The 20,061-nt window shown below is 61.3% G+C and carries 18 protein-coding genes; 9 read left to right on the top strand and 9 right to left on the bottom strand.

The features are described 5' to 3' along the window. Window positions 1–41: 41 nt before the first annotated feature. Window positions 42–1,250 carry a D-mannonate dehydratase ManD gene (manD, locus tag NCS03_RS20620; protein ID WP_250529687.1) on the bottom strand — a complete coding sequence of 403 codons (1,209 nt, stop codon included), beginning with the start codon at window positions 1,248–1,250 and terminating at the stop codon, window positions 42–44. Window positions 1,251–1,371: 121 nt separating this feature from the next. On the opposite strand from manD, the gene NCS03_RS20615 reads away from it, so the two are divergent. Next, entirely contained in the window at window positions 1,372–2,838 is a 1,467-nt protein-coding gene (locus tag NCS03_RS20615; protein WP_250457242.1) for a mannitol dehydrogenase family protein, read from the top strand. Window positions 2,839–2,932: 94 nt separating this feature from the next. Continuing rightward, window positions 2,933–3,754 carry a hypothetical protein gene (locus NCS03_RS20610; protein WP_250436448.1) on the top strand — a complete coding sequence of 274 codons (822 nt, stop codon included), beginning with the start codon at window positions 2,933–2,935 and terminating at the stop codon, window positions 3,752–3,754. Between the two features lie 24 nt (window positions 3,755–3,778). On the opposite strand, the gene NCS03_RS20605 is transcribed toward NCS03_RS20610, so the two are convergent. The 7 genes from NCS03_RS20605 to NCS03_RS20575 form a co-directional block, all read right to left on the bottom strand. Next, a complete protein-coding gene (locus NCS03_RS20605) occupies window positions 3,779–5,260 on the bottom strand; it encodes a M81 family metallopeptidase (protein ID WP_250529686.1) in 1,482 nt (493 codons plus the stop codon). Next, window positions 5,257–6,516: a Zn-dependent hydrolase gene (locus tag NCS03_RS20600; RefSeq protein ID WP_008347863.1), complete on the bottom strand. Its 1,260-nt coding sequence runs from the start codon at window positions 6,514–6,516 to the stop codon at window positions 5,257–5,259. The genes NCS03_RS20605 and NCS03_RS20600 overlap by 4 nt, the downstream gene beginning before the upstream one ends. A 36-nt stretch (window positions 6,517–6,552) precedes the next feature. Beyond that, on the bottom strand, window positions 6,553–7,254 hold the full coding sequence (locus NCS03_RS20595) for an ABC transporter ATP-binding protein (RefSeq protein ID WP_175980699.1): 702 nt from the start codon (window positions 7,252–7,254) through the stop codon (window positions 6,553–6,555). After that, complete coding sequence (locus NCS03_RS20590; RefSeq protein WP_008347861.1) at window positions 7,251–8,018, bottom strand: ABC transporter ATP-binding protein; 768 nt, start codon at window positions 8,016–8,018, stop codon at window positions 7,251–7,253. The genes NCS03_RS20595 and NCS03_RS20590 overlap by 4 nt, the downstream gene beginning before the upstream one ends. After that, window positions 8,015–9,010 (bottom strand): branched-chain amino acid ABC transporter permease, encoded by a 996-nt coding sequence (locus NCS03_RS20585; protein WP_250529825.1) that lies wholly within the window; start codon window positions 9,008–9,010, stop codon window positions 8,015–8,017. Before NCS03_RS20585 ends, NCS03_RS20590 begins: the two co-directional genes overlap by 4 nt. Window positions 9,011–9,033: 23 nt before the next feature. Continuing rightward, window positions 9,034–9,894, bottom strand: coding sequence for a branched-chain amino acid ABC transporter permease (locus tag NCS03_RS20580; RefSeq protein WP_250457235.1), 861 nt, complete (start codon window positions 9,892–9,894; stop codon window positions 9,034–9,036). Window positions 9,895–9,978: 84 nt separating this feature from the next. Further along, a complete protein-coding gene (locus tag NCS03_RS20575) occupies window positions 9,979–11,187 on the bottom strand; it encodes an ABC transporter substrate-binding protein (protein ID WP_008347858.1) in 1,209 nt (402 codons plus the stop codon). A gap of 212 nt (window positions 11,188–11,399) precedes the next feature. Here NCS03_RS20575 and NCS03_RS20570 point away from each other — a divergent pair, with 212 nt between their 5' ends. The 3 genes from NCS03_RS20570 (at window position 11,400) to NCS03_RS20560 (ending at window position 14,756) form a co-directional block, all read left to right on the top strand. Next, a complete protein-coding gene (locus NCS03_RS20570; RefSeq protein WP_008347857.1) occupies window positions 11,400–12,236 on the top strand; it encodes a FadR/GntR family transcriptional regulator in 837 nt (278 codons plus the stop codon). 255 nt (window positions 12,237–12,491) lie between these two features. Next, window positions 12,492–14,015, top strand: coding sequence for a sensor domain-containing diguanylate cyclase (locus NCS03_RS20565; RefSeq protein WP_250529685.1), 1,524 nt, complete (start codon window positions 12,492–12,494; stop codon window positions 14,013–14,015). A gap of 96 nt (window positions 14,016–14,111) precedes the next feature. Continuing rightward, complete coding sequence (locus NCS03_RS20560) at window positions 14,112–14,756, top strand: LysE family translocator (protein ID WP_250529684.1); 645 nt, start codon at window positions 14,112–14,114, stop codon at window positions 14,754–14,756. 148 nt (window positions 14,757–14,904) lie between these two features. Here the strand turns inward: NCS03_RS20560 and NCS03_RS20555 are convergent, their stop codons facing one another. Beyond that, window positions 14,905–15,099 (bottom strand): hypothetical protein, encoded by a 195-nt coding sequence (locus NCS03_RS20555; protein ID WP_008347853.1) that lies wholly within the window; start codon window positions 15,097–15,099, stop codon window positions 14,905–14,907. A gap of 353 nt (window positions 15,100–15,452) precedes the next feature. Between NCS03_RS20555 and NCS03_RS20550 the strand changes: the two genes are divergently transcribed. From NCS03_RS20550 to NCS03_RS20535, 4 genes are all read left to right on the top strand, one after another. Beyond that, window positions 15,453–17,396 carry a sigma-54-dependent Fis family transcriptional regulator gene (locus tag NCS03_RS20550; protein WP_250529683.1) on the top strand — a complete coding sequence of 648 codons (1,944 nt, stop codon included), beginning with the start codon at window positions 15,453–15,455 and terminating at the stop codon, window positions 17,394–17,396. 206 nt (window positions 17,397–17,602) lie between these two features. Beyond that, window positions 17,603–17,677: a pyrroloquinoline quinone precursor peptide PqqA gene (gene pqqA, locus NCS03_RS20545; protein ID WP_008347847.1), complete on the top strand. Its 75-nt coding sequence runs from the start codon at window positions 17,603–17,605 to the stop codon at window positions 17,675–17,677. Between the two features lie 66 nt (window positions 17,678–17,743). Next, on the top strand, window positions 17,744–18,025 hold the full coding sequence (gene pqqD / locus NCS03_RS20540; RefSeq protein ID WP_175980691.1) for a pyrroloquinoline quinone biosynthesis peptide chaperone PqqD: 282 nt from the start codon (window positions 17,744–17,746) through the stop codon (window positions 18,023–18,025). Between the two features lie 240 nt (window positions 18,026–18,265). Then, the gene (locus tag NCS03_RS20535) at window positions 18,266–20,005 is read left to right on the top strand and encodes a methanol/ethanol family PQQ-dependent dehydrogenase (RefSeq protein ID WP_250436434.1); all 1,740 of its coding nucleotides are present in this window, start codon (window positions 18,266–18,268) and stop codon (window positions 20,003–20,005) included. Window positions 20,006–20,061: the final 56 nt, after the last annotated feature.

Here is a 20,061-nt window from a genome sequence, read left to right as displayed (position 1 = left end):
CTCCGGTATCTTGTGTTTTGAATGCCTTAGACCGAACGCGATTACCAGTTCCAGAGCGTGCCGTCTTCGAGGCGCGCCACCGGCAAGTACGCCGGATCGTACGGATACCTTGCGGCGAGCTTTTCGTCGATGTCTACACCGTGCCCCGGCGCTTCGCCCGGGTGCATCATCCCGCGATCGAACGACCATGCATGCGGGAACACATCGAGCGCTTCCTTCGGAAAGCCCATGTACTCCTGCACGCCGAAGTTGGGCACCCACAAGTCGAAGTGCAGCGCTGCGCCCATGCAGACCGGCGACAGATCCGAAGGACCGTGGCAGCCCGTGCGGACCTGATACAGCGATGCGAAATCGGCGATGCGCTTCAGATGCGTGATGCCGCCCGCATGCGTGAGCGTCGCGCGGATGTAGTCGATCAGTTGCTCTTCGATCAGCTGCTTGCAGTCCCAGATGCTGTTGAACACCTCGCCCACCGCAATCGGGGTCACGGTGTGCTCGCGGATCAGACGGAAGCCGGCCTGATTCTCGGCGGGCGTCGGATCCTCCATCCAGAACAGGCGATACGGCTCGACCGATTTGCCGAACCGCGCCGCTTCGATCGGCGTAAGCCGGTGATGCACATCGTGCAGCAGATGCGTGTCGAAACCGAACTTGTCGCGCACGGCTTCAAAGAGTTTCGGCACGAAATCCAGGTACTTTTCGGAGGACCAGCTCTGCTCCTCGACCGCACCCTTCGTCGCCGGCTCATACATGCCGTCGCCCTTCGCGACGCCATAAACCGAACGCATGTTCGGCACGCCGCACTGGATGCGAATCGCCCTGTAGCCCTCTTCGATATGCTCCGCGTAGCGGTCGAGCGCTTCGGGGATGTCGCGGCCGGTTGCGTGTCCGTAGACCATCACGCCGTCGCGCGACGCACCGCCGAGCAGCTTGTAGAGCGGCATGTTCGCGGCCTTGCCGAGGATGTCCCAGAGCGCCATGTCGACGGCGGCGATTGCGGTCATCGTGACGGGGCCGCGTCGCCAGTACGCGCCCTTGTAGAGAAACTGCCAGGTGTCTTCGATGCGGCCCGCTTCGCGCCCGATCAACAGCGGACATACGTGATCCTTCAGATACGACGCGACAGCGAGTTCGCGGCCATTGAGCGTCGCATCGCCGATACCGTAGATGCCCTCGTCCGCTTCCACCTTCAGCGTGACGAAGTTGCGGCCGGGGCAAGTCACGATCACGTCGGCGCGGATGATCTTCATAGGTATTTCCTTGAATGGGCATTCGATGTGCCGGATACTACCATACCAGTATGTTACGACGTCAATAACGGGTTTTCCCCATTCCTAATTCAAAATGCCATCGAAAAGGCCTGAGAAATCAATGCTCTCCCGTACATCGCTCAATGCACTCGAAGGCCATTGCCTGTCGCGCGAGTGGCACGAGCCAGCTATCGGCATCGTGCATCTGGGCATCGGCAACTTTCATCGCGCGCATGAAGCGCTCTATACCGAAGAGGCGATGCTCGCCGAGCCGGGCGATTGGGGCATTTGCGGCGTCACGCTGCAGGGCGACGTCACCAAGCGTGATGCGTTGATGGCACAGGACGGCCTCTACAGCGTCGTGGAACGCGGGCCGGACGGCGTGCGCGTGACGGTCGTGCGTGCATTGCGCGAAGTGCTGGCGATGCCCTTCGATCGCGCACGTCTCGTCGAGCTTTTCGCCGACGAACGGGTCCGCATCGTGTCGCTGACGGTTACGGAAAAAGGCTACTGTCGCGATCCGCGAACCGGCGATGCCGACTTTGCGCACGCGGGCGTCGCGCACGATCTCGCGCATCCGGACGAGCCGTCCACCGTGCCGGGCATACTCTGCGCCGCGTTGCGAGCGCGACGCGACGCGGACGCCACGCCCTTCACCGTGCTTTCCTGCGACAACCTCTCGCACAACGGCGATGCATTGCGTCAGGCGGTGTGTTCGTTCGCACGCAGGCTGGACCCGGCGCTCGCGACGTGGATCGAGACGCGCGTCGCGTTTCCGTCGACGATGGTCGATCGCATCGTCCCCGCCACGACCGACGCGGATCGCGAAGCCGCCCAAGCGGCGCTGGGCGTGGGCGATGAAGTGCCCGTGCCGTGCGAGCCGTTCAGGCAATGGGTCATCGAAGATCGCTTCCCCGCCGGGCGTCCTGCGTGGGAAACGGCAGGCGCGCAACTTGTCGACGACGTCGCGCCCTTCGAGATCGCGAAACTGCGCATGCTCAACGCGACACACTCGACGCTCGCGTATCTGTCCATGCTCGCCGGTTTCGACACGATCAGCGACGCCGTCGGCCACCCGCCGCTGAAGTCACTGATCCACGCGATGATGACGCGCGAGATAGCGCCGACGCTCGCGGTACCGGCATCGTTCGATCTCGCCGCATACCGCGACGCGCTCCTCGACCGCTACGCGAATCCCGCGCTGAAACACCGTTGCAGCCAGATTGCGATGGACGGTAGCCAGAAGATGCCGCCGCGAATTTTGTCGACCATTCAGGCAAGGCTCGACGCGGGTCAGCCGTTCGAACGGCTCGCGCTTGCGGTGGCGGCATGGTTCACGTTTCTCCGCGGACGAGCGGACGACGGCACCCGTTACGCGATCAGCGATCCGCTGGCCGAACGTCTCACGAAAGCGGCGGAGGATGCGACCACGCCGGCAGGCCTCGTCGATGCGCTCGTCGGCGCAAGCGATGTTTTCCCCGCATCGCTGGCACGCAATCCGGTTCTCCGGGAAGCGCTTCTGCGCGCCGCGACAAGGCTCGCGAACGGCGCGCTCACGGCGATCGACGAATATGTGCGGTTGGATTGAATTCATTATCACGCATGCAAAATGCCGAACAGTCCGCTTCGTTTTAAGATAGCCACTTCCATCATGAGCGGCCCTGACGCGCCAGGAGTGGCAGGTGTATTTATTGAAACGTGGACGTAGCTCTGCTCTGTGCATCGCATGCGCGCTGTCGTGGGTATCCGTATCCGCTCTGGCGGCCGCGCCGCAGCCTGGCCGTGCAGCGAGCGCTGCCGACATCGCGAGCGGCGCCAAGGCGCAAGGCATCATGTCGGCCGACGCGCTTGCACCGAACTTTACCGGCGACGATCCGGAACACGTCCGCGATGCGCTGGCAGGTCATTCCGCACCGGGACAGCCTGCATCGATAACCGGCCGCGTACGGGCGTTTCTTTCGCGGCCTTTCACCAAGGCGCAGCATGCCGCGAGCCAACCCGGCGCGCAGACAGATCGCACCTTCACGTTCGTCATTCCGGTTTCATACGGCGTGCGCTATCTGTCGAAGAAGAAGGTGCTGACGGTGAACGTCTCCCTGGCGGCGTCTCACGATCCGGATGCCATCCTGCTGAAGGAAACGGTGAAGGGGCAAAGCGGCCGCAAGCTCGTTGTTGCGCCCGAAGCGAAGGAAAAGGGTTTCGTTCAGACCTTCGACAGCATTGAACTGAAGCAGGAAGGCAGCGCGAGAACCACGGTCAGAGGCAGCATCGTGCTTCCGAACTTCGACCGCGCGCATGGCAGCGATGACTTCGCGATCGTGCTCATCTGCACGCTCGCGCCACCCTACGTGACGGACGACATCGAGCATAACGCGCCCACCGATGAAGAACCCACGGATATCACGCGCAGAACATCGATATTGATGGGCCATGTCGATGCAGCGTGGCTCATCGATCGCAAGGAAGGCACGATCATTACGAAGCGGTTGCGCCTCGTGAAGTGAAAGGCGCGCCGCTCTTCTGTTCGATCAATATTCGACGTTCGAATCCAGCGGATAGACGGGCCGCTTCAGGTTCTCGAATGCGAAGAGTCCATAGTCCGAACTCGTGACACCGCGGCTATCGCATTCGACGAGGCCACCCGATATCGGCACGAAGACGGGGCGGCAATACATGCGCGACTTGAGAATCAGAAAGCGCGCGCCGCGTGGATCGATGCCGACACTCTCGAACACGCCCAGGTCCCACGGCTCGTGCGTGCGTTCCGTTACAAGGATGCGCGCCGCGGCGGTCTCGATCACGGCCGCGCGGCCCATGAACGCGCGCTGCCCCGTATACGTCGGTCCGCTGATGATGTATTCGCCATCGGTCAACGCCCGCACTATGCCGGTAACCTCGAGCGGCGGCTTTGCTCGCGACGCCACGCTCGCTAGCTTGTTGCCGACGCCGATCGTGACCGTTGCGCCCTCGCCGGCTGCGAAGAGTTGCGCGACAGCTTCGGGATCGCATAAAGGTCCGACGACGATGCCATCGAGTCCTTGCTTCAACGCTTCTTCGAATGCGTCGGTCGTGTCGCACGTTCCGCCCGACATGCAGTTGTCGCCGTGGTCGAGCAGCAGTACGGGCTTGTCCGTTTCGCGTGCGAGCGCGGCGCCCTCGCTGATCGATTGCGCGAGCGGCACGCTGCGATAAACGAACGCGTCACGCTCGTTCCAGATTTGCCGCGCGATGCGGTCCGCCACGCTCTGCGCCTTCGCGCGCTCGTCATCCGCCACCACGACCACGCTGATGCAAGGGGCGGCGATATCCGCCAGCGAGAAACCGGATAGCACCGACACGGCCAGCACGCCATCTTCAGCTTCGGCTGCGCGCGCGGCATCGACTGCACGTTTCATTGCACCGTCCGCTGTCGAACTCCTCAGCGTATGCGTGAGCAGCGGCGGCTGCGCCCAAGCGATCACGGGCTTCGCCTTGTCATGAATCAGATCGAGCAGCAGTCGCGCCGCATGCTCACCGCTCTCGTACATATCGACGTGAGGATAGGTCTTGAAGCTCGTGATCACGTCCGCGTTGTCGATCATCTTCTGCGTGACGTTCGCATGCAGATCGAGCGATACAGCAATAGGCGCATGTGGCAGCGCGCGTCGCACGCGTTCCAGCAAATCGCCTTCGCCATCGGGTGAATTCTCCGCGACCATCGCGCCGTGGAGGTCGAGCATCACGGCATCGCAGCCTTCTGTTGCATCGACGATCGACTGGCAGATCGCGTCATAAGCGGCAGCAGCGACGGGACCGCTCGGATTTGCCGAAGCGGATATCGGCGTCACGATGTCCGCATGTTCGCGCTTCGCAGCATCGATGAATGCGGACATCGCCGTACGCATGCCGGCATTCTCGTTATACGCTTCGGCGCCATGACACGGACCGTCGCGCCCGAATGCTTCGAGCGGCGTCGCAACGGGCGAGAACGTGTTGGTCTCGTGGTTCATGCGGGCGATGAGTATCTTCATGCTGCGTCTCCTTCGGACGCGTTGGCTGCGCGCAGCATCGCTTGCAGAAGCACATTGCAGCCTGCTTCGAGATGATCGGCGCGCGCATCCTCGATCTCGTTGTGGCTGATGCCGTCCTTGCACGGCACGAAGATCATCGCTGCCGGCGCCACGCGTGCGAGATAGACGGCGTCATGACCCGCGCCGCTCACAACATCCATCGACGTGAAGCCGAGCGCATCGGCGCTCTCGCGCACCGACGCAACCAGCGATGCGTCGAACGGTTGCGGCGCGAAGTAGACAACTTCGTCTACCTTGACCGGCAGATCCGCTTGCTCGCATGCGTCGCGCATTGCACGGTCCATTGCGAGAAGCGTCGCGTCGTCTGGCGCGCGCAGATCAACGGTCAGCTTGACGCGCCCCGGAATGACATTGCGCGAGTTCGGATGCACGTCGACCCAGCCGACCGTTCCGCGTCCATGCGGCGCATGATCGATTGCGATGCGATTGACGGCGCGAATGAGATCTGCCGCGACGAGCAAGGCGTCGCGGCGCAGTTCCATCGGCGTCGGACCCGCGTGCGCTTCCATGCCTTCGATCGTCACGTCGTACCAGCGTTGACCGAGCGCGCCTTGAACGACGCCGATCACCTTGTCCTTCGCCTCCAGCACCGGACCCTGCTCGATGTGCGCTTCGAAATACGCACCCACGTCATGCGCCTCGACGCGATCTCCCGCATAACCTATCGATGCCAGCGCGTCCCGCACGGACACGCCGTCGCGATCCTTCTGCGCGAGTGCATGATCCAGCGTGAACGCGCCCGCGAATACACCGGAACCCATCATCACCGGCACGAAGCGCGAGCCTTCCTCGTTAGTCCAGACGGCAACTTCGAGCGGCGCAACCGTACGCACGTTATTGTCATTCAGCGTGCGCAACACTTCGAGGCCCGCCAGCACGCCATAGTTGCCATCGAACTTGCCGCCCGTCGGTTGCGTATCGATATGGCTGCCCGTCATCACAGGCGGAAGATCGTCACGCGTGCCCGCACGGCGCGCGAAGATGTTGCCGATCGCATCCACGCGCACGGTGCAGCCGATTTCCTTTGCCCACGCGATAAAAAGATCGCGGCCTTGCTTGTCGAGTTGCGTCAATGCGAGACGGCACACGCCGCCCTTCTCCGTCGCGCCGATGCGCGCGAGTTCCATCAGACTGTTCCAGAGACGCGCACCGTCGATGCGCAGAGCGGCCTGCGCCGGCATATCATGAGCTTGCATTCGAGGTTCCTGAGCTGAGTGATGCAGATATGAGGTTCAGACGACGCCCACGCCAAGATAGCGATCCTTGATCGATTCATCGGCGATGAACGCATCGTTCGTTCCTTCGTACACGATGCGCCCTTGCTCGATGATGTAATGGCGGTCGGCGAGTTGCGTGCAGACTTCCAGATTCTGTTCGACGAGCAGAATCGTCACGCCCGCTTGGCGAATCAGCTTCAGTTGCGCGACGATTTCCTCGACGATCACAGGCGCGAGTCCTTCCACCGGTTCATCGAGCATCAGCAAGCGCGGATGATTCATCAATGCGCGGCCGATCGCGAGCATCTGCTGCTCGCCGCCCGAGAGTTGGCCACCGCCGTTCGTCCGGCGCTCCTTGAGACGCGGAAAGATGCGATAGATATCCGCGAGTTGCCATGGAGAATCTTTGCGCGCGCCGAGCCGCAGATTCTCTTCGACGGACAAGAGCTTGAAGATACCGCGATGTTCCGGCACGAAGCACACGCCGCGCGCAGCGATCTTGTGCGGCGGCATCTTCGCGAGCTCGACGCCCTTGAACTTCACGCTGCCGCGCTGCGGCGCCACGACGCCGGCGATGCTTTTCAGCGTGGTCGATTTTCCCGCGCCGTTACGGCCGAGCAGCGTGACGGTTTCGCCTTCGCCCATCGTGAGCGAGACGCCTTGAAGAATATGGCTCTTGCCGTAATAGCCGTGAATGTTATCGACATCGAGCATCATGCGCGTCCTCCGGTGATCATGTTGCCGAGATAGGCGCTGCGCACACGTTCGTCCCCGCGGATATCGGCGGGCTTGCCTTCGACAAGCACGCGGCCTTGCTGCATCACCGTGATGATGTCGGAGATGTCCATCACGATATCCATGTTGTGCTCGATCAGCACGACCGTGTAGTCATCGCGCAGACTGCGGATCAGATGCTTCATGTCGTCGAGATCGTCGATGCCCATACCCGAGGTCGGCTCGTCGAGAAAGATCGCCTTGGGCCGGGCGGCGAGCGCCATGCCCACTTCGAGACGCCGCTGCTGGCCATGCGATAACGCGCTCGCCTGCGTCGACGCCAGGCGTTGCAGCGCGAGACGTTCGAGAATGCCATCGACCGTATCGCGATGTTCCAGCGCGCCGCGCGGCGGCGTCCATGCGTTGAGTGCGCGCTTCGAGTCCACGCCTTGCGCGGCGAGCCGCAGATTCTCACGCACCGACAGATTCGTGAAGAGGCTCGTCACCTGAAACGATCGTGCGATGCCACGCTTCACACGACGATGATCGGGTTCCTGTGTCACGTCGTGACCATCGAACACGATATTGCCCGCGGTGATCGGCACGGTCCCGGTCAACACATGAAACAGTGTGGTCTTGCCCGCACCGTTCGGTCCGATCACGGAATGCACCGTGTTCCTTGCGATGCGCAGATTCACATCGGTTAGCGCGGCGAACTTGCCATAGCGCTTCACGACGCCCTTTGCTTCCAGTATCGACGCGCTCATGCCGGCTCTCCTCGATCGCGCTTCATCGCGCGCCAGATGCGTTCACCCAGACCCCACAAACCGCGCTGCATGAAGAGACTTACCGCGATCAGCACGAGCCCGAGCAACAGCAGCCAGCGCGGCCATAGCGTTGAAAGCCAGTCGGCGAATAGCACATAGAACGCTGCGCCCAGTACGGAAGAAAAGAGATTGCCCGTACCGCCGATAACGGTCATCACGAGAATCATCTCGCTCGTGTGGTAGTCGATGTTCGACAACGGCGCGATGCCCGTCATCATCGCGTGCAATGCCCCGGCCAGGCCAGTGACCGCACCCGATACGACGAACGCGGCCAGCTTGAAACGCTTTACGTCATAACCTACGGCAGCGGCGCGCGCCTCGTTATCGCGGATTGCGAGCAGCGTGCGGCCGAAGACCGAATGCGACACGCGCAACATGAACCAGAATGCGATCAAGAACAATACGGCGACGAACGCGTAGTACTGCCACGGCGACACGAGCGAAACGAGTGGCTGCCCGAAGAATGACAACGCGGGCCGCGGAATATCGAGCAAGCCGTTGTCGCCGCCGGTGAGATCGGGTGTCGTATAGGCAAGGAAATAGAACATCTGCCCGAATGCGAGCGTGAGCATCACGAAGTACGCGCCGCGCTGACGAATGGAGAACCATCCGACGAGAGCCGCGGCGAGCGCACCCGCGATGATGGCGCCGAGCAATGCCGCAGGAATCTGAAGCCCTGACTTCGTGAGGATCAGACCCGCGGCATAGCTTCCTAGACCGAAGAATATGCCTTGTCCGAACGACAGCAGGCCCGTATGCCCGAGCAGCAGATTACAGCCGAGCGCGGCGAGCGCATAGACGAGCACTTCGGTTGCGAGCGATCCGGAGCGGATCGTCAGCGGAAGAACGCAGACGACGATGGCCGCGAGCAACAGAAAGCGATAGCGATGAAGCGACTGCCTGAGAGATCGCGGTGGCGCGCTCATGTCCATTGTCTTCGAATCCAGTTTGGAATTCACGCGGTCCTCCCGAGTAATCCGTTCGGACGCAGCAGCAGCACCGCGGCCATCGCCACATAGATCATGAGACGCGCGCCTTCCGGCCACAGCGTACTCATCACGCTCTGCACGATGCCGACGAGCAGTCCGCCGACGAGCGCACCCAGAAAATTGCCCATGCCGCCCACGACCACGACGACAAATGCGACGCCGAGTGCTTCGATCCCCATGAACGGATCGACGCCGCGTATCGGCGCGGCGAGCACGCCCGCGAGTGCCGCTGTTCCCGCACCGAGCGCGAATACAAGACTGAAGATGCGCGTCACGTTGATGCCGAGCAGCGATACCATCTCGCTCGATTCGCTGCCCGCTCGCACAGCGCTGCCCAGCCGCGTGCCTTCGAGCACCCACCATAGAATGCCCGCCAGCACCGCCGTGAACGCGATGACGAAGAGGCGATACTTCGGGTAGATGAAGCTGCCCCACATCACAACGCCGTTGAGAACGTCCGGCACCGGGACGTTATCGCCGAGCGGTCCCCACGCGATGATCGCGCACTCCTGAATCACGAGCGCAAGGCCGACTGTCGCGAGAATATGGAACTCGTGTTGCTGTGCATAGACGTGGCGCAGCACGACTTTCTCGACGATCCATGCGATCACGCCGACGACGATGGGCACGACGACGAGCGCACTCCAGAAGTTCATCGACCACTGCATCGCCTGATAACAGAAGTACGCGCCCAGCAGATAGAAAGCGCCGTGCGCGAAGTTCACGAAGCGCAGCAACCCGAACACGATCGACAACCCGACCGCGAGCAGAAAATACAGCATGCCCACGCCGATGCCGTTCACGACCTGCAACAGATAAACGTTCATGGCCTTGCATCAGAAGAGTGGCAACGCGAATGCAGAACTCGCCCGCATTCGCATGAAAACAACGCGCGTCACAAGATCAGGCGATCACGCAAGCTTGCATTGCGTCTTGTCGAGCGGCAGGAACGACTGGCCCGAACTCACGATGTCGGCGTAATCGTCTTTATCCTTCATCTTGCTCTTGGGCTTGCCTTTGAGAAGATAGTAGTTCTTCAACACCTGATGATCGCCCGCGCGAATTTCCTCCGGCCCGGTCAGGCCCGCGTACTTCATGCCTTGCAGCGCAGCGACGACTTTTTTCGGGTCGGCGGTGCCCGCTTTTACGATGCCGTCGAGCAAAATCTTCGTGCAGATGTACGAACCCGCGAGGCTATAGTTAGGGTTCGATTTATAAGCCGCATTCACACGCTTGACGAGGTCCTGATTGAGCGGCGTATCGACCGCATGCCAGTATTGCGCGCCGAAATAGACGCCCTCGCAGATTTCCGGTCCGAGTGCTTCGAATTGCTCCAGCCCCGACGCCCATGCCATCAGGATCGTGCAGTTGTTCTTCATGCCAAAGCTCACGGCCTGACGCAACGTGTCCGATGATTGCGAGCCGAAGTTGAGGATAAGAAGAACATCGGGCTTCGCCGCGACAGCATTCGTCAAATAACCGCTGAACTCTTTTTCATTGAGCGAGTGATAGCTGTTGCCCACATGCTCGATACCCTTCTCTTTGAAGATGTTCTTCGCCGCCGATAAAAGCCCGTCTCCGAACACGTATTGCGGCGTGATCGTGTACCAGCGCTTTGCATTGGGCATCGACTGAATGAGCGGCCGCACCGTTTGCTCGATCGCGCCGAAAGTGGGCACCGACCAGCGAAACGTCGCGCTGTTGCAATCCTTGCCGGTGAGTTCGTCGGCGCCCGCAGTCGTGATGAAGATGCCGCCGGCCTTCTCCGCTTCCTTGCCCATCGCGAGTGCTTCCGACGAAAGAATGCCGCCCGCGAAATAACGTGCGTTCTTCTGCTGCGCGATTTCCTGCACGCGGCGCACGGCCGTTGCGGGTTTTCCCTCGGTGTCGAGCGTCGCATAGGCGAGCGGTTGACCCAGCACCTTGCCGTATTGTTCGATAGCCAGCTTCATGCCGAGATCGGCGTACTTGCCATTGGCCGCGAACGGACCGGACATCGGCACAGGGCATGCGAACTGGATCGGCGAGCCCTGCGCAAAGGCGCTTCTTGCGACGAGCGCTTCGAACGATCCTGGAATGGCCGACAGCGCGGCCAGCTTCAACATGTTTCGGCGATTCAAAATTGACGCTCCTTGAGAAGATGACCCGCGCAGCCGCCCCGCTTTTTTTCGTGGTAGGTTCAAGCCTCGGCTCGGTTCATTCTATTTATCATGATAAATAGAATGAACCTGATGCTAGGAACAATAAATTCGGGTGTCAATAAGGCAATATTCCAGTCTGCGAATTCGCGACACGCGCGCGTATAAAGCAGACAAAGACAGGGAGCATCGACATGGTGATGGAGCGTGCAAAACGCACCGGGGCGGCAATCGAAATCGCGCAGCAGCCGATCAAACAGCCCAAGCGCGCGGATCTCGTCGCCGAAGAGATCAAGCGGCTGATCACGGAAAAGAACCTGAAGCCCGGCGACAAGCTGCCGCGTGAAGTGGAATTGCAGCAGCTCTTTTCCGTCAGCAAGAGCACGACGCGCGAGGCGCTCAAATCGCTGGAAGTGCAAGGGCTGATCAAAGTGACGACGGGACCTTCGGGTGGCGGCACGATCGTCGAGGTGCCGCTCGATCGCACCTTGCAACTCTTGCAGAACTATCTGTTCTTCAAGGACGTGACCATCGACGATATCTATACGGTGCGTCAGTTGCTCGAACCGGAGCTCGCTGCGGGCGCAGTGCCGCATCTCACCGACGATGACTTCAACGCGCTGGAAGCGAACATCGCTTGTTGCGACGAGCCGGCCTCGGCGCACGCGAATCGCGACATCGTCCGGCAACGACAGGAAGACGTGAACTTCCACGATATTCTGGCCGCTGCGAATCCCAATCCGTTTTTGCGCTTCACCTGCGAGTTGATCAACGAAATGATCCGGCAACTCATCGAGTTCAGGAACGACACGCCGCAAGCCGAACATGAACGCTTCGGCCGCGCGAACGTGAAGATTCACAAGGCGATCACCGAAGCGGCGCGCGCGCGGGACGCGGACAAGGTTCGAGAACTGATGGTGATTCACATGACCGAGGCGCCGCGCTATGTGAAGCGCATGAAGGGCAAGCTGCGCGGGCGGCTCATTCTCGACTCGGAGATTCGCAAGCGCATGGGCGGGCGCGGCGGGTGATTCGAGCATGGCCGTGCAGAAAGGATTGAGCCTGAGCGACTACAATCGGGGTGCAAATACGCGCGGCGCTGTTCACCACATAGCGCATAAGATGCAAACCAATCCATAAGATACGGAGTTTTTCGACGCATAGCGCAGTCGCGCCGCACATCATGTCGTGCCCGGATGTGCGGAAATCGCGCCGCGCGGAGAACCTGAATGCCCGCCAGATTAAAAGCCGTTCGTAAGACCGGACGCATGGTCAGTCGCCGGTTGATGCGACGCAACAGCACCGCCGCAATCCGCTTCGCCGAAGTGTTTTCGCACTTTCCGGCGCTCGCTGGTCTTATCGGCACCGCCATCGCCATTTGTATGGCCGTGTTGTCGTTTGCCGCGCTGTGGCAGGGACGCGCGCAAGCGCTGCAAAACGCGCATCAGGCTGCGGCCAACCTCGTCGCCACCTTGAGCGCCGATATCGCGCGCAATATCGAATCGAGCGACCTGTCGCTGCGCACCATCGTCAATGGCGTTAGAAACCCTGCCGTAATGGGGCTTCCGCCTGATCTGCGCAAGCTTGTTCTATTCGATGGCGCCACCGGCATGAACTCCGTCGGCGGCGCATTCGTGATGAATCGCGAGGGACGCATCGTCATGGAACGCGATCCTTCCGATCATGCCGACTTGCTCTTCAACGATCGCGACTACTTCAAGGTCCACGCCGAACACCCGAACGCCGGTCTCTACATTTCCGGACCCTATGCGTCGCGATTGCGCAAGGGCGCGGCTTCGCTCGCATTGAGCCGGCGCATCGATGCATCGGATGGCTCGTTTGCGGGCGTCGCCGTGATCGCCTTGAACGTCTCCTACTTCAAGGACCTGCTGTCGCGCGTGAAGCTCGGCACTTCGGGCGCGGTGTTCATCGTGCAGCAGGATGGCGTGATGATCGCGCGCAAGCCTGCGCTGCCAGGCGATAGCGACGGCTACGTCGCGAAATCGCCGACCTTCTCCGCGATGCGCGACGCGGCTTCAGGCTCATACATCTCACGGTCTCCGCTCGATGGCGTCAGGCGGCTCTATACATTCCAGCACGTACCCGGCACCCGATTGATCGCGGCGGTCGCGCCCGCCGAGGATGACGTCCTCGCGGCGTGGCGCGAACGCAGCCTCGTCATCGGCGGATTGACGATGGCGTTCGGAGGCGGCTTCATCGTCATCTCATGGCTGCTCGCAATTTCACTGCGCTCGCGAGCAATTGCGCAAGAGAAGCTGCAACGGCTCGCGGGTACCGATGCGCTCACCGGACTATGCAACCGCCGCGCGCTGGACCGGCAGCTCGACGAAGAATGGCGGCGAGCGCGCCGCGTCGATCAGCCCCTGTCCGCGCTATTCATCGACGTGGACCACTTCAAGCTCTATAACGACACCTACGGTCACGCGATGGGCGACGACGCGCTCATCGCCGTGGCCGACTGCATACAAAATGCCGCGAAGCGCCCCGGCGACATCGTCGCGCGCTATGGCGGCGAAGAATTCGTCGTGGTTTTGCCGGGCGCCGCGGCGAGCGGCGCGCTCACATTTGCCGAGCGTCTGCGCGAGAACGTGGAACAACTCGCCATTCCTCACAGCGCGGCGCCAAGGAGCGTGCTGACGATCAGCATCGGCATTGCCACGGCCTCGCCACGCCATAACGACGACGCGCTCAAGTTGCTGAACAATGCCGACGCCGCGCTCTATCTCGCCAAACGCAGCGGGCGCAATCGCGCCATCCACGAAGACAGCGTCGCCGGCAGCGGCGCCTGACGCGATGCACGTGAAGTCGGACGTATCATGCGTCGTGAATGCAATCCGGCGTTTTGCATGCCGCATTCAAACTGCACATCCGAAGGAGTTATTCCGATGACCGCTTCGACCGCCGTACTCGCGATTCTCTTTTCACTGTTGCTGGGCGCGATGATTCCGGGCCCGAGCTTCGTAATCGTGGCGCGCAATGCCATCGGCATATCACGCGCCGATGGCCTCGCGACCGCGCTCGGCATGGGCGTGGGCGGCATCTTCTTCGGCGGCGTCGCCCTCGCGGGACTGTACACGCTGCTCGTTGCCGTCGAGTGGCTCTATCTCGCGCTGAAGGTCGCCGGTGGCCTGTATCTGATTTATGTGGCGTCGAAGATTTGGCGAGGCGCCGCGGAGCCGATGGAGATGCCGGCAACGGACGGCGCGTCCCGGCTCACCGGGCGCGCTCGAAAGTCCTTTTGGCTTGGCCTCTCGACGCAACTGAGCAATCCCAAGACAGCCATCTGGTACGGCAGCATTTTCGCGGCGCTCTTGCCGCAGCATCCTCCGCTGTGGTGCTACTTCGTATTGCCGCCTATGGTCTTCGTGATCGAGACGGGCTGGTACACCATCGTCGCGCTTGGCTTCTCAAGCAAGCGTCCGCGCGAGATGTATCTGCGGGCGAGGAAGTGGATCGACCGTTTCGCAGCGAGCGTCATCGCGATGCTCGGCCTGCGCCTCGTGCTGACGGCGGGTCGAACCGGCCTTTGATTTCGCATGCAAAACCCGTAACTCAAAAAGCCTTCGGAAACTCTGAATGCAAAAGGCAAAAGGCAAAAGGCAAAAGGCAAAAGACAAAAGGCCGGCCGCGCCGCGAGGCTCGTCCGGCCTTCCTGCAAGCAGCATCGATGTGCGCTAATCACAGCGGATGCAGCTTGCCGTCAAGATCCATCGTCCACTTCGAGCCGTCCTTGAACGTCAGCACGCCGCTCTGAGCGTCGATATGGATGGGTCTGCCGGCTGGCTCCTTTTTGTCTCCGCCGATGATGCGCTTCATCTCGGAAGCGGAAAGCTCCTGACTATGTTGCAGATCGTCGAGCTTCAGGTTCGTCATGGTGTTTCTCCTTACGGTGCGTGAGCAAGCGTTCGTTTGAGTCGAATCGAGCGTGTGTCGGCGCTCGCCTGGTCTTTTGCATTGGATATGCCAACGCGCGGGCGCAACGCTCGGATGCCCGGCAGCGCCTTGCGCGGCGCGCTCGCAGGGTGCAGACACACGTGCTCCGTCAGCGCGTCGAGTCATACGCAGCCCAACACAACGTCCGCGGAGCTGTCGGCGTCACGATGACATCCCGCATCCTTTCGATTAGCCAACAACAGCCGTCGACGGCGCTCATTGGCGCAGGACTTGCTTTCCTCCCCGCTCAAATATCCGGCGACATGACCGGCACTTGCACAACGGAGGAGACGATGCAAGACAACATCCACGAGATCGCGGCTACCCACGATGAACGACAGAGCGCCTGGCTGATTCCCGCGATACGCAAGGCGCACGAACGCTCCGAGACATTCGGTCTGAACGCCTCGACACGACCCGACTACGACGTGCTTACCGTAGGCGAGTTGCTCCTCAAGCTCGAGCAGAACCGCGTGCTATGCGCGCACGCGACGCCGGTGATGGAAACGCTGCGTGAACAGATCGTCAACACGCAAAGCATGATCGTACTGACCGACGCACAAGGGCTCATCCTCCACTCCACAGGCGATGACGACTTCCTCGCACGCGCAGAAAAGGTCGCGCTCAGGGCGGGGGCGAACTGGGCCGAGGAACGGCAAGGGACCAACGCCATCGGCACGGCCATCGCAGAGCGCTCGCCGACGGTCGTGCACGGCGATCAACACTATCTTGCGGCCAATCGTTTTCTGACCTGCTCCAGCGTGCCGATTCTCGATCCGTACGGCGATCTGATCGGCGTGCTCGACGTCACCGGCGATCATCGCAGCTACCATCGACACACGATGGCCCTCGCGCGCATGTCCGTCCAGATGATCGAAAACCACCTGTTTTCCAGCACTTTTCAGGGGATGTTGCAGATCGCATTTCACAGCCGCCCCGAGTTTCTCGGCACGCTGATGGAAGGGATCATGGCCTTCACCTGCGATGGACGTTTTCTCTCCGCCAATCGCAGCGCGCAGTTTCAGTTCGGCTTGCCGCTCTCGGCGCTGCGCGCGCATACGCTGTCGTCGCTCTTCGGACTGACGAGCGCGCAACTGATCGATCGTTCGCAAGCGAGCCGCGCGCCGCACATGTCGCTCGATCTCAACAATGGCGCAGTCGTATGCGCCCGCGTGCGCCTCAACCGCGCGCCTTTCGTCGAAACGGCGTCCACGTCCTTGCCGATGAGATCCGCGCCGCGCGCATCGGCTGCGATCGATTCATCGTCGAAGCTCGCATCGCTCGACACGGGCGACCCGAAAGTGGCCGCGGTCATCGGCAAGGTACGCAAGGTCATCGGCAAGGACATACCGATACTCATCACCGGCGAGACCGGCACCGGCAAGGAACTGCTCGCACAAGCCATTCACAGCGATTCGCCGCGTCGCGCGGGGCCGTTCGTCGCGGTGAACTGCGCATCGATCCCGGAGAACCTGATCGAATCGGAACTCTTCGGTTATGAGGAAGGCGCGTTCACGGGCGCACGGCGCAAGGGCGCGGCGGGCAAGCTGCTACAGGCCAATGGCGGCACGCTCTTTCTCGATGAAATCGGCGACATGCCGTACCCGCTGCAAGTGCGCCTCTTGCGCGTGCTGCAAGAGCGCGTCGTCGATCCGCTCGGCTCCAGCAAGTCGATTCCTGTCGATGTCGCCATCATCTGCGCGACGCACCGTAACCTGCGCGAGATGATCGAGCAGAGTCGCTTCCGTGAGGACTTGTACTACCGTCTGAACGGGCTCGTCGTCAAACTACCGCCATTGCGCGAACGCACCGATCTCGCAGCCGTGATAACGAAGATGCTCCACGCCGTAAGCGCCGATGATGGGAGCGGCATGCGCCTGTCCATCGACGATGACGTAATGGCGCTCTTCGAGCGCTATGCGTGGCCCGGCAACTTCAGGCAACTGTGCAACCTGCTACGCACTGCTGCAGCGATGGTCGACGACGACGGCTGCATTCGCCGGCAACATCTACCGGAAGACTTCTTCGATGAACCTCGCGCCAACGTGCATCGCGTGTCCGAAGCATGCGCTCCATCGGCGCTCGCTTCGGGACGCCTGCAGGAAGTCACGGCATCCGTGATCGCGGCGGCGCTCGCGCAACATCGTGGCAATGTCTCCGCCGCCGCGCGCGCCTTGGGCATATCGCGCAACACCATCTATCGAAAGATGCCCGCATGTTCATCGATGGAGCAATGAGTTGTTCAGTGCAGTGTTTCACTTCGGTACACCCTTGTTGCGAAGCGGAACAACATCGTCACATCCATTGCGCGTCATCGAAATCGAATTGAAAGGCAAAGAGCGTGCACATGCACTGTCGATGATCGAAGGCATGGACCTTGCATTTCGAGGTCCGGTCGCGAAACGGCTCGCGATCCAACTCGAACATCATCAAGGAGATGAACATGCAATGGACGACACCCGCCTTCACCGACCTGCGCTTCGGCTTCGAGATCACGATGTACATCGCTACACGTTGATCCTTCGATGACGGCAAGCCTGGGGCGAATCTGCCCCGGGCCTGCACCCTTCCCTTTCCGTCCCACATGAACTCTACGACCGCGCATGCGGACGCATGCACGCGCCCGCGCCTGCGTGCGTCATTCAAGCTGCATTGGCATGCGGACATGCAAACGTGCGAGATCGTTCATCGGCACGGCAGCGTCGAACTGAACCGCAGCGCGGGCGAGATACTCGCACGCTGCGATGGCACGCGCGCGCTCGACGAGATCATCGGCGAACTGGAGACGCGCTTCGGCATCGCAGGTCTCGCCGCGGATGTCTATCGCTTCGTCGATGCAGCACGTCGACTAGGTTGGCTCGACTGAGCTCGCGTTGTCACATCGGGCAACACGTCAAACGTCCCACTGCTCCACGATGCAACACCTCTTCAATAACGCCTCAATGCGCCCGCATCGAGCGCTTCGGACGCGACAACCGCATACAGCAAGGCGATTGCGCGTATCGGTCGTCGATGGCACATGACTTGCCTTGATGACGTCGCAACTGCTTCGCATCGCTATCGAGTTTCAATAAGACGTTGCATCGACAATATCCAGGAGACAACGATGAACATTCGCTTCAGTCCGGCCCTGCGCGTCGCGGCCCTTGCAGCAGGTGCCGTCGCTGCGTTCAGCGTGGCGCAGCATCTTGCCATCGCGGCGGAAGGCACACCGGCGCAGTACCCGGACGTCAGCTATGAACGCCTCGCGAACGCGCAAGACGACCCCGGCTGGCTCACGTATTACCGCACGTATAACGGTCATGGGCATTCGCCGCTCAAGCAGATCGATACGAGCAACGTGAAGAACCTGAAGCAGGTGTGGAGCTACAAGTTTCCAAAGGACTTGCAGCAAGGCTTCGAGGCCACGCCCATCGTCAACGGTCGCTTTCTCTTCGTGACGACGCCCAAGGACAACGTCTATGCATTCGATGCCGCAACGGGCAAACAACTCTGGAAATACGAGCCGAATCTCGATGCGAAATCGTTCAAGACCGCATGTTGCGATGTGGTCAATCGCGGAGTCGCGTTATACGGCAAGAACGTTTATGTCGCGATGTTGAACGGCGAAGTGGCCGCGCTCGATGCGCAAACGGGCTCGCTCGTGTGGAAGAAGGCGATGTTCGATCCGGGCGTCGGATATGCGTTCTCGCTCGCACCGCTCGCACTCGATGGCGCGCTCGTCGTCGGCAGCTCGGGCGGCGAGTATGGCGCGCGCGGCTTCATCGCAGCACTCGATCCCAACGACGGCAAGGTGCTGTGGAAACGCTATACGGTGCCCGGCGCGAAGGAGCCCGGCGGCAACACATGGCCCGATGGCATGCAGGAGCATGGCGGCGCCCCCGCGTGGCTCACCGGCACCTATGATGCGGCGAGCAAGACGCTTTATTGGGGCGTCGGAAATCCGGGACCGTGGCTCGCCGATCTTCGTCCTGGCGACAACCTCTATTCCGACTCGTTGCTCGCGCTCGATCCGAAGACGGGCGACCTCAAGTGGCACTATCAATACACGACGAATGACACGTGGGACTATGACGGCGTCAATACGCCGGTACTCGCGAACATCAAGTATCAGGGCAAGGACTACGACGCGATCATTCACGCAGACCGCAATGGCTTTTTCCATGCGATCGATCGCAGCAACGGCAAGCTAATCTATGCGCGGCCCTTCGTCACCGCGACATCGGTCACAGGCTATACGGACGATGGCAAGCCGATTCAGGATCCCGCCAAGTATCCGAAGACCGGCACGACCATCGAAACGTGTCCGAGCTTCCTCGGAGGCAAGAACTGGTGGTCCGTTTCATACGATCCGCAGAAACATATAGCCTTCGTGCCGGCGCTGCATGCGTGCATGTCCTTGTCCGGCAAATCGGTGAACTACATGGAAGGCCTGCCCTATCTCGGCGAAGGCTTCGAGATCAAGCCGGAACCGAACAGCAAGGGCTACGGCGAACTGCAGGCGATCGATGTCGACACCGGCAAGAAGATCTGGAGCCACTGGACCAAGCTGCCTTGGAACGGCGGCGTCGCGACGACGGCGGGCGGCCTCGCATTCAGCGGCTCGCTCGACGGCCATCTCTACGCGTTCGATGAAAAGACCGGCAAGGTCTTGTGGCAAAGCCCCAAACTCGCGAGCGGCATCATCGCCCAGCCTTCGGTGTACGAGATCGACGGCAAGGAATACGTTGCCATTCTCGCGGGATACGGTGGCGCCAATCCGATCTGGGGCGGACCGATGGCGAAGGCCGCGGACAAGGTGCCGCGCGGCGGCACGCTCTATGTGTTCGCGCTCAATCGCGCCTGACCCATGCTGATCGAACCGCGAGCGCGCATCGCCCCGCGCTTGCGGTGCTCACCGAC

The sequence above is a fragment of the Caballeronia sp. ATUFL_F1_KS4A genome (assembly GCF_023630905.1).
Taxonomy (GTDB): Bacteria; Pseudomonadota; Gammaproteobacteria; order Burkholderiales; family Burkholderiaceae; genus Caballeronia; species Caballeronia zhejiangensis.
This window is presented reverse-complemented; position numbering and strand designations above follow the sequence as displayed.

Coding starts and splice junctions, on each gene's coding strand:
- NCS03_RS20550 (WP_250529683.1), top strand. CDS start 15,453: ATGCAAGACAACATCCACGAGATCGCGGCTACCCACGATGAACGACAG.
- NCS03_RS20615 (WP_250457242.1), top strand. CDS start 1,372: ATGCTCTCCCGTACATCGCTCAATGCACTCGAAGGCCATTGCCTGTCG.
- NCS03_RS20585 (WP_250529825.1), bottom strand. CDS start 9,010: ATGGACATGAGCGCGCCACCGCGATCTCTCAGGCAGTCGCTTCATCGC.
- NCS03_RS20535 (WP_250436434.1), top strand. CDS start 18,266: ATGAACATTCGCTTCAGTCCGGCCCTGCGCGTCGCGGCCCTTGCAGCA.
- NCS03_RS20560 (WP_250529684.1), top strand. CDS start 14,112: ATGACCGCTTCGACCGCCGTACTCGCGATTCTCTTTTCACTGTTGCTG.
- pqqD (WP_175980691.1), top strand. CDS start 17,744: ATGAACTCTACGACCGCGCATGCGGACGCATGCACGCGCCCGCGCCTG.
- NCS03_RS20600 (WP_008347863.1), bottom strand. CDS start 6,516: ATGCAAGCTCATGATATGCCGGCGCAGGCCGCTCTGCGCATCGACGGT.
- manD (WP_250529687.1), bottom strand. CDS start 1,250: ATGAAGATCATCCGCGCCGACGTGATCGTGACTTGCCCCGGCCGCAAC.
- NCS03_RS20555 (WP_008347853.1), bottom strand. CDS start 15,099: ATGACGAACCTGAAGCTCGACGATCTGCAACATAGTCAGGAGCTTTCC.
- NCS03_RS20590 (WP_008347861.1), bottom strand. CDS start 8,018: ATGAGCGCGTCGATACTGGAAGCAAAGGGCGTCGTGAAGCGCTATGGC.
- NCS03_RS20605 (WP_250529686.1), bottom strand. CDS start 5,260: ATGAAGATACTCATCGCCCGCATGAACCACGAGACCAACACGTTCTCG.
- NCS03_RS20565 (WP_250529685.1), top strand. CDS start 12,492: ATGCGACGCAACAGCACCGCCGCAATCCGCTTCGCCGAAGTGTTTTCG.
- NCS03_RS20570 (WP_008347857.1), top strand. CDS start 11,400: ATGGTGATGGAGCGTGCAAAACGCACCGGGGCGGCAATCGAAATCGCG.
- NCS03_RS20595 (WP_175980699.1), bottom strand. CDS start 7,254: ATGATGCTCGATGTCGATAACATTCACGGCTATTACGGCAAGAGCCAT.
- NCS03_RS20580 (WP_250457235.1), bottom strand. CDS start 9,894: ATGAACGTTTATCTGTTGCAGGTCGTGAACGGCATCGGCGTGGGCATG.